Origin of the sequence: Moritella sp. 24 (genome assembly GCF_018219155.1) — a bacterium.
In the GTDB taxonomy this organism is placed as follows: Bacteria; Pseudomonadota; Gammaproteobacteria; order Enterobacterales; family Moritellaceae; genus Moritella.
In genome coordinates, this window is record NZ_CP056123.1 from 2,203,656 (window position 1) to 2,219,533 (window position 15,878).

Sequence of the window (15,878 nt, forward strand, 5' to 3'; positions counted from 1 at the left end):
TTTAATTGTCATTATTTAATATTTTAAGGATAAATCACACTAAATGAGTGTCAGACCATAAAGTTAGATAATTATATTTAAAGGTGATAGGTATGAATAAACATTTACTTGCTATATTTGTGGGTACTAGCACATTACTTTCTGCTGGTGTAATGGCTGCTGACGTAAGCTTTCCTCATTTAGAAACAACTGGGGTAGGTGAGGTAATCACGCAACCAGATATGGCAGTATTTTCTGTTCAAGTTTCTGAAATACGTAAAACAGCAAAAGAAGCCAAGGAAGCTGTTGATAGTGCAGTTGCTTCATTTAATGAGCGTCTAAGTCGTGATGGTGTTGTAAGGACTGATATTAATAGCTCTAATATATCCCTACGTCCTGAGTATAATTATCAGAAAGATCAAGAGCCAAGCTTAATAGGGTATCGTGCAAACAGACATATAACTGTAACGGTTCGAGATTTAGATAAACTTAATACTTATTTAGATGGTGCGCTTGGTGACGGTATCAACAATATTAATAATATTGAATTGAAAGTGAGCAACGAATCAGAATTTATTGAGTTAGCCCGTCAGGCCGCTATTTCGAATGCGAAAGAAAAAGCACAGTCATTGGCTAAAGGTTTTGAGGAAGAAATCGAAGGCGTTTGGAAAATTACGTATCGAACAGCGCAGCCAAGACCGATATTAATGCGAGCAATGGCCATGGACGCATCGCCTAATATTGAGTCTACATATCAAGATGCTCAAATTGTCATTCGAGATCAAGTTGACGTTGTATTCCGTTTAGAAGATTAATCGTTAGTACTAATATTCAGAAAGTACAAAGCCACATAATCATCTTATGTGGCTTTAATTAAGTTGTATAACTTATTTTGTATAACTTAAAGGTGCGGTACTGAGTACTACATTATCAAAATATGCTGTTGAATCTCTATCTACAGCCCAGTCATCACTGTTACCACCATGCCATAATTGGAAGTATTGGTAATTAATCGCATATTTACGGTTTTCACCAAATGTCATGTTCTTACGCTCAAGTACTTTATAACCGTTAACGTAAATAGTCACAATACCGTTTGCTTGGTTTGCATCATTCATTTTCACATATTGTTCGATAAGGTATGTCTTTTCACGTTTGAACGAAAAATTCTTACCCTCGTGCTGATAATCAATTTCATCACCACAGGTTTTAGTCTTATCTTGATGGTAGAAGTAACCGATTGCACGACCGTCTTCACGGAACATTGAGCGTAAACTAAAGCCATCATCTTTACCAACAGCACTACAACCATCAGGCTTATTACTTGAATTAGGGTTTAGGCCCGCTAATCCAGGCATTTTTCCACCCATAGAGAAGTCATAATCTTTACCGAATGTGATTTGATATGAAAAGTATAACTCTTCAAATTCATTTAAATCCTTACCTGCGGTAATACCTTTTTTGTAGTGACCCTTAGGGTGGGTGACTGCTAATTGCTTAGAACCATTTCTATCGACAATATTTGCCTTACCAGTAACTTTACCCCATTCGTTGTTAAAGTCGGTATTGAACATATCGGCAGTATATCCGCCATTTTGGCGATGATTAAAATCTATAGAATTAATAATATTTTTAGAGCTGTAATCAACACTTGGTACATCATCATGAATGTTACCAGGTACTATAGGCGCCGGCTCTGTTCCAGGTTCCTCTGGTAGGATTGGATCAGTTACAGGCTCTTCAGGGATTACTGGAACTGTAGGCTCTTCAGGAGTTACTGGATCTGATTGCGTGTTATCACTTGAACTACCACCGCCACATGCGGTCAAAAATAAACTAGTAAAAATACAAAGTGTTAATTTTTTCAAATCTGTCTCTCTAATTACTTAATAATGACTAAAAATCGCCACTATATTATTGATTAAATGAAGCTAATACTTAGAAGCATCCATGCAAAATCATGGCCTTGCGATGGCAAGACCATGAGTTAACTTGTATTTGATTGTTTATTTAGAATAACTATTTATTTAGAATAACTAAGAGGTGCAGAACTTAGTGCTACATTATCAAAGTAAGCGGTTGAATCGCGATCTACAGCCCAGTCACTACTATTGCCACCGTGCCATAGTTGGGTGTATTGATAGTTGATTGCATATATACCATTCTCTGAAAATGTCATATTTTTACGCTCAAGTACTTTAAAGCCGTTAACGTAAATAGTTACGATACCATTCGCTTGGTTGGCATCATTCATTTTCACATATTGTTCGATAAGGTATGTCTTTTCACGTTTAAACGAAAAATCCTTACCCTCGTGTTGATAGTCAATTTCATCACCACAGGTTTTTGTTTTATCTTGGTGGTAGAAATAACCAATTGCACGACCATCTTCACGGAACATTGAACGTAGGCTGAAACCTTCATCTTCACCGATTGTTTTACAACCGTCTGGTTTCGCACTTACGTTTGGATTTAGTCCTGCTAACCCAGGCATTTTTCCGCCCATAGAAAAGTCATAATCTTTACCGAATGTAATTTCATATGAGAAATAAACTTCGTTAAATTCGTTTAAATCTTTGCCCCCCGAAATGCCCTTTTTATAATGGCCTTTAGGATGAGTTACCGCTAACTCTTTAGAACCATTTCGGTCAAGAATATTGGCGTCACCTGTAACACTTCCCCATTCATTATTAAAATCTGTATTAAACATATCAGAGGTGTATTTGCCATTTTGACGACCATCAAAATTGATGTGGTCAATCATAATTGATGAATTGTTATAATTTACGTTTGGCACAACGTCATGAATTTTCGCAGGATCAAGCGGGTCTGTTTGCCCTGATTGATTATTCTCATCAGTACTTGAACCACCGCATGCAACTAAAAATGAACCCGTGAAAACGCAAAGTAATAATTTTTTCAAATGAGCCCCTATATCGACGTTGTTTGATTTGTGAGCATACTAGCGTCATTTTTTGACCAGCACAACACCTCGACAATGCGCGATATTATATTTTATAACTGTAAGTTATTGGTTTCAGTTTCTAAGTATTTGATAGGAAAAGAAGTAAAAAAATTTAAAAAAAAGAGCAAATAATAGTGTGAAATTCCAAAATTGTGCTATCTGAAGTGTTTTATCTAATGTAAAGGACTTTGTTACCGGTAAACGTCTATTGATTGGCACTGTGTAAAATAACAATATTTGATGATTATTTTGCTATTTAGAAGGGGTCGTAAAAGTTGCTAGCGATAATTATTGAGTGAAAAACAAGCAGGGATGTTTCGGTTTAATATTCAATATATAACTTTAAGTGCTATGTTTGATGATGGTACTTACTTTAATCACGTTCTTAATTATTCATTAGATGTCTCTTATTTCTTCTATACGGAGGAATTTTCATTGAGCGTAATTATTACTAGATAGTAAAAATAACTTACATAATAGGTATATTATCATTTGTTGTAAAAGAAATATAATTGGAACCATTTTACATATTATAAGAGGTTCAACATGCTTAGTGCATACTGTGTGACAGATATTATCAGTTCAAAAATATATATCGTAGTGAGTTCATTATGATTGTTCGTGATAAGCCAAGTGTATTTAAACTTTTCTTTATTCTTAAAGGCTCTGTCATTCCGCTGATTTTTCCACAGATACTGTTTATAACATTACTCAGTACTGCGGTTGCTTTCGTTCATTATAAGTATCCTATTATCTTGCCTACATATACAGTGGCACCATTTACCTTATTAGGGATCGCTTTATCTTTATTTTTAGGTTTCAGGAATAATGCTTGTTATGAGCGCTGGTGGGAAGCGAGAAAGCAATGGGGTCAGTTAATTGTAAATTCACGAAGTATTGGTAGGCAGGTATATTCATTTATAGATGGACATAAAGAAGGCGGGGAGTTAATGCAGAAAAGATTAATTAATCTTACGATTGCTTTTAATCATGCTCTCAGGCATCACCTTCGTCAGACTGAACCGTGGAATGATATTGAAAAATTTCTTGAGATAGAAGATGTAGTATTCTTGAAAAAATCACGAAATGTACCTGATGCTATATTACGTCTGATGGGATTAAAATTAGGAACGTGCAGAAATAAAAAACTACTGTCTGATTTTTTAGTTCAAAGTATTGATGAACACATTACGTCTATGGCATCGGTGCAAGCTGCATGCGAACGTATTTCTAATACGCCATTACCATTTGCATATCGATTACTCGTACAGCGTACCGCGTATCTTTATTGTATTATTTTACCGTTTGGTTTGGTTGCTTCACAAGGATTTGCAACCCCTTTATTTTGTGCAATTGTAGCGTATACATTTTTTGGATTGGATGCATTAAGTGAAGAGCTAGAAATGCCTTTTGGCTATTCTTTCAATGACTTGCCATTACATGCTATGTCTCGTAATGTTGAAATTGGATTATTAGAAATGATGGGAGAAACGGATTTACCTGAACCGATTAAAGCTAAATCTCACTTGTTAGAATAGTTTTAAAATTGCAATGATAGCGACATAAAGTCACTATCATTGCGATGCAATTCTTAGAACTTATAAGATGCAGCAACGTATAATGAACCAACTACAACATTAACATCATCGATAGATGAAGACTGAGTGTCAATTGTAAAGGCATCACCTTCATAACCAGCACGGAAGCTAACACCAGCTAGTGCTGCTGGTGTATATTCTAAGCCAGCGCCAAAACGAAATGCTGTACCTGTATTATCCAAGTTACTTGTCATATTTTGATTTAAATCTACTGAAGATAAACCAACAGTTGCAAATGGACGTAAGCCATTGTCAAATGTGTAACCTAAGTTTGCAGCAAGAGAAACTGTTGTCGGTTCCCATTTATACGTTGCTGCAACTGGTATCTTGATATCACCATATGAAGTATATTGTGCTTCAATTGCAACGATACGATTAAATTGATAACCACCAATTAATTTTAGTGATGCACCATCTGTTGATGGGGTGTAAGAGTGTGAATCAGAGCTAAAATTTGCATGAGTAGAACCAACACCACCACCGATGTAGAAGCCTGAAACATCTTGATTTGCTTGAACACTTGAAGTTAATGCGATTGCAGTTAAAGCGCCTAATACAGTAATAGATTTCATGGTTTACCTTTGTTTTTAATGATTATATAAATTATTTTATAGCGCTGATTATAAAGAAAGTTCAATTATTAACAATGCCATTAGACTGCATTGTTGTAAGTGTTTGTAAGATCATGCTGAAAGGTAACAAATGAATAGATTAATGTTTTATTTTGTTACATGAACTAACTGGATTTTATTCGAGAAAGTAGTAATGGTCCAGCTCGGTAAATAAACAAAGAGAACAAAATCAGGCTACAGCCGATTAGTTTTGTTAAGTCCATTCTTTCTCCGTACCAGATCATACTTAATACGACAGTCCACATCGGTTCTAAAATCATAATGATAGCTGCATTTGAAGTCGTGGTATTTTTTTGTCCTGCTGTTTGAAGTACATAACGTAAACTTGTCGCAATTAAAATACTCATTGTAAGCCACCCCCATATTTGAGGTTCTATTTGTTGAGGCCAAGTTTCTGTGAGAGTTGAAACAAGGATCCCTAAAATACCAGTGACAAATAATTGAATACAGGTCAGTACTAGCGTAGGTATTTTCTGTGAAAAATGGCTATTCAAATTAAATTGTATTGCGAGCATTACCGCGGCTAAAACAAACCAGATCTGACTACCAGAAAATGTCCAACTGTTACCTTGTGACAAAAAAGATAATCCTAATATTGCGAAGGGTAGTGAAAACCAAAATATTCTAGGAGGCTTACTTTTAAAAAACAGCCAGGCAAAAATAGGAACGAATAACATAGATAGGCTCATTATAAACGCACCTTCACCTAAAGACTCACTAACCGCAATCGCATGAATCCAAATTAATATTGCAGAACCGAGAAAGCAGCCAACCGTTGCTGAGCCGAATAAAGTTACGCGATCAACTTTTAAAAGCGAACGATAGCATAAGGGCAGTAATAATAGTGATGCTAATATAAAACGTAAACCGATAAAGCCAAAACTGGGTAAACCTTGTATTGCCTCCTTTGAAAAAATCCAACCAGCAGAAGCAAGCATAGTTGTTATCACAAGGATGAAATCAGCGCGATGGTTGTTCGTCATCTTATTCCTAATCATTTTTTAATCGGTAAATCGTATGAAGATATTCTACCGTTAAACTAAGTCTCGTCACACAAAGATATTAGTATATTTGTATTATGTGGTTGAATTAATCAACGGTATTAAAAATTTAGATGTTTGCTTTATCAAACTTATCCAAAAAACGAATTGGAATAGGGCTGATCGTACGTGTTATTGGCTATATTGATAATATGCTTACATTTGCAGTAGGGGTTTCAGTGAATTGACTAAATATTAAATATTAAAGATTGAAATAATTCCTACTTAAGGTACTGATATTAAAGGTTTTTGTTTTTATTGTTACTTTTTCAACTTTAGTATTATGGTTTGAATATGTTATTTAGTCTCACTTTCATGGGACAACAATTAATACTGTATATATACACAGTGTTAATTGTTGTCCCATAAAGTGGCTGCTTTATCTCGATTTTAGTCCTTTACGTACTGTTCGTGGCTATTTTAGCTAAATAAGGTGCCGTTCATTATTCTAAATAGCTCTGTATATCGTTGATTTCACTGATTAAAAGCCAGGTTTATTGCTGTTTACATGTTCGCTGTGTAAAATCTGATTAACTTTGGCTGTTGTCATCCGTAAATTTTAAAAAACGGCCCTGTAAATAAGTTATACGAAGTAAAGAGGTTGTATCTACTTGGTGCACTTTAAGTGATTATTTATTTTAATTTAAAATATTAATTAAGGTTAACCTATAGATTCACCATTTAGTTTAATTAAATTCATAATTGATCTTCAGGTTGTGTTTTATGTTTAATTGAAAGTGGTTCCTTTTGTGAATTTAAATGTGCTGTAAATAAGTTCACTAGAAGTATCTTTATTTCGTATAATGACCGTTAAACGAAATAAAGTCATTGATATAACAGAGTTTTTATGATGAATAATAATGTGATTATATTTAATTTATAAGTGAAATTTAATAAATTAATAATACCTATCTTATTATATTATTTAATTGTTCGTATAGGGCATACTAATTAGTGGTCAATATGATTCTTTTAATGCATTTAATTGGTGTTATAATATGTTCATCTATTTTCTTATTTTAAAAGAAAACCTCTTTCTTAACTTAGTTCCGTGGAATATAAAATGAAGATTAAACCAGACGCGACTCGAAAAAATAGTACGATTAGAATGTACGAAGACTTACTCGAAAAATTAGAAACCATCAGTGAGCAATGTAATGTTTCTAAGAGTCAGTTTGTTGAAGGTATGCTGGCAGATGTTTTTGAAAATGGAATGAATGATTTGTTATTAGGGACGGGGATAATTACCGTGCATCTCAGTAACAAGATAACAAAGAAGCATGCGGAAAATGTATTACTTAAACACTATCCTAAAATAAAAAGTACACTTTATGTGGAGACTGATAATGATGACACAGAAATTACAGTTAACTTAAATGGTAATGAGTTTAGTCACGATGATACCACTTGTATGTTTCATGATACGTTAAGTGAAATGGTAAACTTTATTGACGGATAATAGCCGTGGTTAAATGGAAAGGTTAACTCTTTTCCATTTAACCAAACAGTCATTAAAATATTACTCTCCAGCCATTGTTTCTAATCGTTCTCTTAATTCTCTCACTGTTGCAAACTTATTATTTACACCACGAGTGTAGAGTTCAACCATGCGTAATGTTTTCCATCGCCCAGCTCGCATGACCAAAGAGTCATCAAACCCTGCACTGACAAGATCACATGAAGCACCAACTCGAGCGGAATGTCCGCTAAAAGGTCTAACTGGTAAATCGATAGTCAAATCAAATTCAACCGATTGATTGTATTCATTGATCATATGCCAGGTATTGGCAAATACAAGCTCAACAGTTTTTGTTGAAATCGGTTTATCGTGAGGGTTGGGTGAAAGTGAACTTGGTTTTAGCTTTTCTAACTTACCACCACGTGGTGTTGTTCTTTTAAACAAATACTGACCTTGATGTTCAGCTGTTTTTTGTAGGTAAATCGGCAATAGTTTTGATGTGAATTTACTGAGGTGAACAATCGAGCCATCCAATGATTTATCGGTTTTTGTATTGGTGATATTTACAGTATAAAGACCGTTAGAGCGATGTAATTGATCCATGAATAGATTACAGGCTTCACTTTCACGAAGTAATCCATCGTAACAAACATTTAATAACAGGGTGTTACGAATAGAGATTAATGATGTCGTATCAAGCTGATCGTTCACAAATTTCAAATGCTCATAAGTAAAAGCAACAGCTTGCTTGCGCTTAATACCTAGTTTAACTTCTTGTTTTGAAATGATTTTTAATCTAGCTGTAATCACAGTCTTGAAATAGGGGATCTCTAGTCCGGCCAAAGCGTGAACTTTGGATACGGCCCATGCGTAAATACGAAGTGTTTGAGCTTTACAGCCTCGCTCATTTTCCTTTATTAGAAACGCTTCAAGTACCATTGCATCTTGTAAAGGTAAGGGAATGATATTAAGACTTAGACAATATTCATTGAATTTATTCACATGAAAATGGAGTGATTTAAGCGTGTTCTCTTCTAGCTGTTCTTTACGATCACTAAACCTAATTAGGTTTTCGATGTGCTCTTCACTAAGATTCGAAGATGGAATTATTGAGTTATTACCTATATTTATCAATGCTTTAGGCATTTTAATCCCATTTGGTTGCTTAATCTAAAATATTAACGGAGCAATTATAACATCTACAACTGTATAAGCAACCAGTGAAAAAGGTCTTTATTTTCGTGCGCTACGTAAAATATGAAGTCATGGTGGCTAACCTAACTCGTAGATTTCACGTAGGAACGCATAAATCAATGAGTTAGATTTATATTCATGAACAAAAGCGATCAATATTAACCTTTTAACAAATAGTTAAACTATTATTAAGTTATCACTTGCAAACAGACCGCTCGGTCGGTATCTTATATGTACAACATTTTTATAACGATATTGATTCGAACGCAGTATTTGTAACATGAGTAGAGAGTAACAATGGTTGAAATTCGAGATGCAGAATTAACAAGACAAACGATTTTAGAGATCACCGCAGATGAAATGTGGAAGAATGGTTATAAAGCGACGAGTTTGTCAGATATTATTTCGAAAGCAAATGTGTCGAAAGGTGCGCTTTATCATCATTTTAAAAATAAGCAGGCCCTTGGCTATGCCGTTTTTGAAGAGGTTTTTGTTGCGCAGTTTTACGAAATGTTCAGACCGGTTTTAGCACAAGATGATGTAATTACTTCATTATCAGAGCTCTTTACTATGATGCCAACAATGGGTTGCGAAGAAGATATGGTTGGTGGTTGTCCAGTAAATACCATATCGCAAGAAATGTCATCGCAAGATGAAGGTTTTAGAGAACTGGCAAACAATATGTACCAAACAAAAGTGCGTATGTTTTGTGAGGCATTTGAAAGAATGCAAAGTGCAGGAAAAATTAAAGCAGATGTAGAATGTCGAGCTGCTGCATTACTCGTTGTTTCTTGTTTTCAAGGTATGATGAGCTTGATTAAAGTGTCTCGTGATCGACAGCAAATGATTGATTTACTTGATGGTATGAAGAACTATTTAGAAAGCCTACGAGCTTAATATTTGAGCGAATGATTATTTTTAGTGTCATTGTCATTCGCTAAATAGAGTATTTATGACTAATATTTACTGTATTAATAGAGTTTAAACATTGTTTGAAAGAACAATTTTTAAACTTTTTTTTGAAACAACTACATACCAATCGGTCGGTATGTAGTTGTTTATTGACTAGTTTAAGTTGAATTTTTTGTAAAAAGGAAACGAAATGAAACAGAAAACGGATATTTCTAATGATCTATTTGGTCATTATGCTGAATGGGTTGTTAAGTGGCGCTGGTTATTAATAATAACGTCAGTTGTTTTGGTCATGTTATTGAGTAGCGGTGGACGGTTACTTGCATTTAATAATGATTACCGCGTATTTTTTAGTCCGGACAATCCACAGCTCATAGAATACGAACAGCTACAACGCACTTATACTCAGATAGACAATATATTATTTGCGATTGTTCCTGAGGATGGCGAGGCATTTTCGACAAATGCATTATCGGCGTTAGAAGAATTAACGACTAAATCTTGGTTATTACCTTATACCTTACGTGTTGATTCCCCTACAAATTTTCAACATACAACCGCTGAAGATGATGATCTTTGGGTGCGTGATTTAATCACAGATAGTGCATTGATGACAGATCAACAAAGAGCCGAAGCGAGATATGTCGCTTTATCTGAACCATTTTTGAATGGTCAATTAATTAATCCATCAGCATCTATAGCTGGTGTTAATGTTACATTTCAACTGCCACAAAAATCACTCGACGAAATACCTTTGCTTGTAGAGCAAGCGCGAGAACTCGTGTCGGAAATTGAAAATAAGTTTCAAGTTAAAATTCATTTAGCTGGCATGATCATGTTAAGTAATTCATTTTTCGAAGCTGCAACACTTGATATGACAACTCTTGTTCCAGCCATGTACCTGATTATTTTGTTTGTTGCTTTATTATTATTACGCTCGTTTACGGCCACGTTGGGAACACTAGTCGTGATTATGTTTTCGATTATGTCTGGTATGGGCGTCGCTGGGTATATGGGGATCCAACTTACACCACCAGCTTTAGCTTCGATGACCATTATTATGACTCTATCGGTTGCTGACTCAATTCATATATTAAGTACGATCATATCAAGTATGCGATCTGGAATGACGAAGTTGGCTGCAGTTAAAAATAGTGTTCGTATCAATGCATCCCCTGTAATTTTAACGTCTGTGACGACGGCAATTGGTTTTTTATCAATGAATTTTAGTGAGTCTCCACCATTCCATGATCTTGGTAATATCACCGCCGTTGGTGTTATGGCTGCGATGTTACTTTCGTTAACGTTACTACCAGCGATGATGTTAGTACTTCCGTTACGAATAAAACAAGTGCAAACAAAATCAAAGAATAGAATGGAAGGATTGGGGCGTTGGGTCATTCGTAAACAAAAACCTATTTTAATCGTATCAACTTTAATTTCTGTATTACTGCTGTCATTTATTCCTAAAAATACACTCAATGATAATTTTGTCGATTACTTTGACGAGTCGATGGCATTTAGACAAGCGAGTGAAATTATTGATGCGAAATTTACAGGTGTGTACCAAATACAATACTCGCTCGATTCTGGTGAAGCAAATGGAGTAAGTGATCCTACATTTTTGAAAAAGGTAAGTGACTTTACAGATTGGTTACGTGACCAATCTGAAGTTAGACACGTCAATACCATTACAGATACGTTCAAACGTTTGAATATGAATTTACATAATGATGATGAAACATTCTATCGGTTACCTGAAGATGCTCAATCAGCAGCACAATACTTACTGCTTTATGAACTCTCTTTACCTTATGGTTTAGACCTAAACAATCAACTTAACGTAAGTAAATCTTCAACACAAGTCATTGTTACTGTTAGTAATATGCCGTCTGGTGATCTAGTTGAAATTGCTGAACGTGGTAGTCATTGGCTAAAAGTAAATGCAGATATTGATGCAATTGGTGTCGGTCCAGCCGTGATGTTTTCGCATATTTCAGAGCGTAATATGCAAAGTATGATCGTCGGTACGTTGCTTGCTGTTGTGATTATTTCGGTGCTAATTGGCCTTGCATTACGTAGCGTTAAATTAGGTGTTGTCAGTTTGATTCCTAATTTGTTACCTGCAGGTTTAGCATTTGGGTTATGGGGCCTGTTTGTCGGAGAAGTGAACTTAGCTGTTGCGATGGTGACTGGTATGGTACTTGGTATTGTTGTTGACGATACCATTCATTTTTTAAGTAAATATCAACGCGCTCGTAGCGAGAAAAACTTGTCACCAGAAGCGGCAATTCGTTATGCATTCTCGACAGTTGGTACTGCAATAGTGGTGACTTCATTTGTACTCATTGCTGGGTTTAGTGTTTTAGCGCAATCAAGTTTTGGCATGAATTCTAACATGGCTATTTTGACAGCCGTTGCAATCGCTATCGCTATGGTTGCCGATTTCTTATTACTGCCAGTGCTGTTATTAAAAATGGAAGCATGGAGTAGTCACAGAAAGAAGCACCGTAGTGAGTTAAAAAGTTCGACGACTAATTTAGCATCTGCATAATATAAGGATATAAAAATGAACACATTTAACATTAAAAACAAAGTATTACGATTTTCATTATTGGCAATGTCATTATTTACTGCTGTTAATACAACAACTGCATTTGCTGAAACCTCACAACAAAAAGGGCTCGCGATTGTAATTGAAGCTGATAAACGAGATCAAGGATTCGGTGATTCTTCAGCGTCGATGGAGATGATATTAACGAATCGACATGGTGAAGAATCGATACGAATCATGCGTAACAAAACGATGGAGCAGGAAAATGACGGTGATAAATCACAGATAGTGTTTGATAATCCACGTGATGTAAAAGGCACTGCTTTCTTGTCTTATACACACCGAGAAGGCGCGGATGATCAATGGTTATATTTGCCCGCGCTAAAACGTGTTAAGCGAATCGCATCAAGTAATAAATCTGGTCCATTTATGGGAAGCGAGTTTGCATTCGAAGATATCGCCTCGCAAGAAGTCAGTAAGTATAGTTATAACTATCTGAAAAATGAGAGCTTTGATGGTCGTGAACATTATGTCATTGAGTTTGATCCAAAGGATTTAAAATCAGGTTATTCACGTCAGGAGGTATTTTTTGATACGGAGGAGTACCGTGTTTGGAAAGTAAATTACTTTAATCGTGGCGGTGAGTTACTTAAAACTTTATCGATTAGTGATTTTAATCAGTATCTCGGACAATATTGGCGTGCAGATACTTGGAGCATGATAAACCATAAAACCAGTAAAAAAACGGTACTTAATTTCAAAAATTGGAAGTTTGATAATGATTTTTCTGATCGCGATTTTAGCCGTAACAGCTTATCGCGGGCGAGGTAAGAAAGGATGCATAAGATTTTACCTTTGGTCGCAGCATTTACATTAGCTGGCTTTATTCCAACCGGTGTTAGTGGTGAATTTTCAGGAAATATAGGCCTTGAAGCGACGTCATTTTTTGAACCTGCAATCTATGAAAATCAAGAAAATAGCTATGCGTCAATAAGTGCAAACGTTGATTATTATCACGATTGGGATAATGGTGATCAACGTTTTGAAACGAGTTTGTTTGGGCGATTTGATAGTGATGATGAGCGAACACATGCTGATATTAGAGAGCTATATTATTGGCGTGCGTTTAATAGTGTTGAATTGTATGCAGGGGTACGACAAGTATTTTGGGGCGTAACAGAATCGGCACATCTTGTTGATATTATTAATCAAACTGACTTGGTTGAAAGTATAGATGGGGAAGAAAAACTTGGCCAACCTATGATTAATACCTTATATGAAACTGACTATGGTGCTTATGAATTGTTCATTTTGCCGGGTTTTAGAGAGCGTACATTTGCAGGTGAAGAAGGGAGATTACGAGCCAGTATTATTGTCGATCAGGATAACGCCACTTATGAATCTGATAAAGAGCAGTCTCACATTGATTATGCTTTTCGTTGGAGTCATGTTATTGATCTCGTTGATATAGGCTTGAGTTATTTTAACGGAACAGACCGAAACCCGGTACTTACCCCCAATGTTGATAGTAACGGTATTGTGGCGTTAACGCCTCATTATCGACAGATTCAGCAGTACGGTCTTGATGTTCAAGCGACGATTGAAGATTGGGCTTGGAAAATGGAGACCATTGCCGTACTACCTGATAGTGATGATAATTATTTTGCGTCGGTATCGGGTTTTGAATATACCCTTGTAGGGCTTTCTGGAAGCAGTACCGATTTAGGACTTATTGTTGAATATCAATATGATCAGCGTGATGCTGATTTGGCGAGTTTACAACAAAATGATATCGTTGTTGGCACACGTTGGGTATTGAATAATGCAGATAGTACTGAAATCCTATTAATAGGCAGTGCAGATCTCGATGATGATTCAGTTATTATGTCGATAGAAGCGCAGCATCGATTAACTGATTACTGGAGTATGAGCGTAGAAGCACGATATTTTGGTAACTCGTCATTAGGCGATCCCACTTATGATTTACGTAAGGACAGTTACGCAAGAATTGAGTTTAATGGATACTTTTAAATAGCTGATAAGCGACATTATTTTACTTAATAATGTCGTGACAGATAAGGATATCAATATATAATGATAATCATTATCAATAACTAGGTGTCTAATAATATGAATGAAGTTGTTATATTTGGTGCGGCAAGTGGTTTAGGGCTTGCGATGGTCAATTACTTTACCAGTAAGGGAATATCAGTCATTGGTATTGCACGTGATGTTGAAAAAAATGCACTTTCGACATTATGCGATAAAACGTATCAATGTGATGCAACGGATCAGGCGCAAGTTTCAGCTGTTGTCGAATTACTTAATAAAGACGCGATTGTGATTTCAACTATGGGTAGTTTCCGTGCAGATGTACCGGTTGATTATATTGGTCATCGACATCTTATTGATGCATTAGAAAGTGCAGAGGTAAATCGATTTTTATTAGTAACTTCATTAGGTTGTGGTGATTCTTGGCAGTTTATGTCAGCGCGCTCTAAAGCAGGTTTTGGTAACGCAGTAAGAGAAAAATCACTTGCAGAGTCTTACTTACAAACGAGCACATTAGATTTTACTATCTTACGACCGGGTGGACTCAAAGATGGTGACGTGACGAATACTGGAGAATTAACACAGCGTAAAGAGGTTCACGGTTTAATTCATCGTCATGAAGTTGCGCGATTAGCTCATCAGCTATTACTTGACGAAAATACAAAACAGAAAGTCTTTGAATGCGTTGATCCGACAATTGTTTACGGATGATTATTACTCCTCGTTATTCACTCATTATAACTTACGAGTACTGATATCAAGTATACAAAGAGTTATGTAATAATAAGGTCCTTGGCTCGATACGCATAGATAACAAGGACCTTATCAATGAAACAACAACCCTGTTCAGAAAACGGATACCTTCATGAGCATGCCGATTTATTAATATCAAGTTACCAACGTCTCACGGGTAAAAAACTCATTGATAATCATGGTAGTAATGTCGCTAAAGCATTGTTTGAAGCTGATTTTGTCGTTGTATCACACGGCATCGAAAGCGATCCAATATTTAATTATGGCAACAAGTCGGCATTAACAGCATTTGAACTTAACTGGTTAGACTTTATCGCTCTACCATCAAGAAAGTCCGCAAAGCCAATGGATAGACATGAAAGGCAGGATTTACTTTCGAGAGTGACACAGTTTGGTTTTATTGATGATTATCGTGGTTTGCGTATTTCCTCCACTGGTCGCACTTTTTGGATAGAAAACGCCACTGTGTGGAATCTTATTGATAACAATGGGGCTTTTCGTGGTCAAGCTGCTATGTTTAAACCATAGACTTGCTAAATTACATTCTGTACAATCAGTTTCAAACTAATTCGGCATTTCAATTCTGCAATTAGTTCTCCCTTCGTATAACCCTAATGATATGGATTAGGGGTCTCTACCAGGAACCAATAATTCCTGATTACGAAGAGTTTAGTACTTTAGTACTTTTCTCTTTGTAGTGTCTGTTATTAAAGAGAAGTACTTAATAAATTTTATTAGGA

The 15,878-nt window shown here is 35.8% G+C and carries 14 protein-coding genes and 1 riboswitch; of the genes, 9 read left to right on the forward strand and 5 right to left on the reverse strand.

Annotated features, from left to right (window positions below):
• The first annotated feature begins 92 nt into the window (after window positions 1-92).
• A complete protein-coding gene (locus HWV00_RS09885) occupies window positions 93-794 on the forward strand; it encodes an oxidative stress defense protein (protein ID WP_211686065.1) in 702 nt (233 codons plus the stop codon).
• Between the two features lie 72 nt (window positions 795-866).
• Here HWV00_RS09885 and HWV00_RS09890 read toward each other — a convergent pair whose 3' ends face one another.
• Both HWV00_RS09890 and HWV00_RS09895 read right to left on the reverse strand, forming a co-directional pair.
• Complete coding sequence (locus HWV00_RS09890; RefSeq protein WP_211686067.1) at window positions 867-1,847, reverse strand: polysaccharide lyase; 981 nt, start codon at window positions 1,845-1,847, stop codon at window positions 867-869.
• Between the two features lie 155 nt (window positions 1,848-2,002).
• Entirely contained in the window at window positions 2,003-2,902 is a 900-nt protein-coding gene (locus HWV00_RS09895; RefSeq protein ID WP_211686069.1) for a polysaccharide lyase, read from the reverse strand.
• Between the two features lie 653 nt (window positions 2,903-3,555).
• On the opposite strand from HWV00_RS09895, the gene HWV00_RS09900 reads away from it, so the two are divergent.
• Window positions 3,556-4,482, forward strand: coding sequence for a bestrophin family protein (locus HWV00_RS09900; RefSeq protein ID WP_211686071.1), 927 nt, complete (start codon window positions 3,556-3,558; stop codon window positions 4,480-4,482).
• 53 nt (window positions 4,483-4,535) lie between these two features.
• Here the strand turns inward: HWV00_RS09900 and HWV00_RS09905 are convergent, their stop codons facing one another.
• Window positions 4,536-5,114 (reverse strand): porin family protein, encoded by a 579-nt coding sequence (locus HWV00_RS09905; protein WP_211686072.1) that lies wholly within the window; start codon window positions 5,112-5,114, stop codon window positions 4,536-4,538.
• Window positions 5,115-5,278: 164 nt separating this feature from the next.
• Window positions 5,279-6,157, reverse strand: a complete 879-nt coding sequence (locus HWV00_RS09910) for a DMT family transporter (protein WP_211686074.1) — start codon at window positions 6,155-6,157, stop codon at window positions 5,279-5,281.
• Window positions 6,158-7,277: 1,120 nt separating this feature from the next.
• Between HWV00_RS09910 and HWV00_RS09915 the strand changes: the two genes are divergently transcribed.
• Entirely contained in the window at window positions 7,278-7,673 is a 396-nt protein-coding gene (locus HWV00_RS09915) for a CopG family transcriptional regulator (protein WP_211686076.1), read from the forward strand.
• Window positions 7,674-7,733: 60 nt separating this feature from the next.
• On the opposite strand, the gene HWV00_RS09920 is transcribed toward HWV00_RS09915, so the two are convergent.
• Window positions 7,734-8,819 carry a tyrosine-type recombinase/integrase gene (locus tag HWV00_RS09920; protein ID WP_211686078.1) on the reverse strand — a complete coding sequence of 362 codons (1,086 nt, stop codon included), beginning with the start codon at window positions 8,817-8,819 and terminating at the stop codon, window positions 7,734-7,736.
• Between the two features lie 345 nt (window positions 8,820-9,164).
• Between HWV00_RS09920 and HWV00_RS09925 the strand changes: the two genes are divergently transcribed.
• The 6 genes from HWV00_RS09925 to HWV00_RS09950 all read left to right on the forward strand — a co-directional run bounded on the left by HWV00_RS09925 (window position 9,165) and on the right by HWV00_RS09950 (window position 15,666).
• Window positions 9,165-9,764, forward strand: a complete 600-nt coding sequence (locus tag HWV00_RS09925; RefSeq protein WP_211686080.1) for a TetR/AcrR family transcriptional regulator — start codon at window positions 9,165-9,167, stop codon at window positions 9,762-9,764.
• Between the two features lie 205 nt (window positions 9,765-9,969).
• Window positions 9,970-12,333, forward strand: coding sequence for an RND family transporter (locus HWV00_RS09930; protein ID WP_211686082.1), 2,364 nt, complete (start codon window positions 9,970-9,972; stop codon window positions 12,331-12,333).
• A gap of 15 nt (window positions 12,334-12,348) precedes the next feature.
• Entirely contained in the window at window positions 12,349-13,164 is an 816-nt protein-coding gene (locus HWV00_RS09935; RefSeq protein WP_211686084.1) for an outer membrane lipoprotein-sorting protein, read from the forward strand.
• A 6-nt stretch (window positions 13,165-13,170) separates the two neighbouring features.
• Window positions 13,171-14,364, forward strand: a complete 1,194-nt coding sequence (locus HWV00_RS09940; RefSeq protein ID WP_211686086.1) for a hypothetical protein — start codon at window positions 13,171-13,173, stop codon at window positions 14,362-14,364.
• A 99-nt stretch (window positions 14,365-14,463) separates the two neighbouring features.
• Entirely contained in the window at window positions 14,464-15,096 is a 633-nt protein-coding gene (locus tag HWV00_RS09945; RefSeq protein WP_211686088.1) for an SDR family NAD(P)-dependent oxidoreductase, read from the forward strand.
• A 117-nt stretch (window positions 15,097-15,213) separates the two neighbouring features.
• Entirely contained in the window at window positions 15,214-15,666 is a 453-nt protein-coding gene (locus HWV00_RS09950; protein ID WP_211686090.1) for an MEKHLA domain-containing protein, read from the forward strand.
• Between the two features lie 53 nt (window positions 15,667-15,719).
• Window positions 15,720-15,819: riboswitch (purine riboswitch) on the forward strand.
• Window positions 15,820-15,878 lie beyond the last annotated feature (59 nt).

What these genes read in the sequence shown, in the direction of transcription:
- HWV00_RS09885 (WP_211686065.1), top strand. Translation starts at nt 93, where the DNA reads ATGAATAAACATTTACTTGCTATATTTGTGGGTACTAGCACATTACTT.
- HWV00_RS09900 (WP_211686071.1), top strand. Translation starts at nt 3,556, where the DNA reads ATGATTGTTCGTGATAAGCCAAGTGTATTTAAACTTTTCTTTATTCTT.
- HWV00_RS09905 (WP_211686072.1), bottom strand. Translation starts at nt 5,114, where the DNA reads ATGAAATCTATTACTGTATTAGGCGCTTTAACTGCAATCGCATTAACT.
- HWV00_RS09910 (WP_211686074.1), bottom strand. Translation starts at nt 6,157, where the DNA reads ATGACGAACAACCATCGCGCTGATTTCATCCTTGTGATAACAACTATG.
- HWV00_RS09915 (WP_211686076.1), top strand. Translation starts at nt 7,278, where the DNA reads ATGAAGATTAAACCAGACGCGACTCGAAAAAATAGTACGATTAGAATG.
- HWV00_RS09920 (WP_211686078.1), bottom strand. Translation starts at nt 8,819, where the DNA reads ATGCCTAAAGCATTGATAAATATAGGTAATAACTCAATAATTCCATCT.
- HWV00_RS09925 (WP_211686080.1), top strand. Translation starts at nt 9,165, where the DNA reads ATGGTTGAAATTCGAGATGCAGAATTAACAAGACAAACGATTTTAGAG.
- HWV00_RS09930 (WP_211686082.1), top strand. Translation starts at nt 9,970, where the DNA reads ATGAAACAGAAAACGGATATTTCTAATGATCTATTTGGTCATTATGCT.
- HWV00_RS09935 (WP_211686084.1), top strand. Translation starts at nt 12,349, where the DNA reads ATGAACACATTTAACATTAAAAACAAAGTATTACGATTTTCATTATTG.
- HWV00_RS09940 (WP_211686086.1), top strand. Translation starts at nt 13,171, where the DNA reads ATGCATAAGATTTTACCTTTGGTCGCAGCATTTACATTAGCTGGCTTT.
- HWV00_RS09945 (WP_211686088.1), top strand. Translation starts at nt 14,464, where the DNA reads ATGAATGAAGTTGTTATATTTGGTGCGGCAAGTGGTTTAGGGCTTGCG.
- HWV00_RS09950 (WP_211686090.1), top strand. Translation starts at nt 15,214, where the DNA reads ATGAAACAACAACCCTGTTCAGAAAACGGATACCTTCATGAGCATGCC.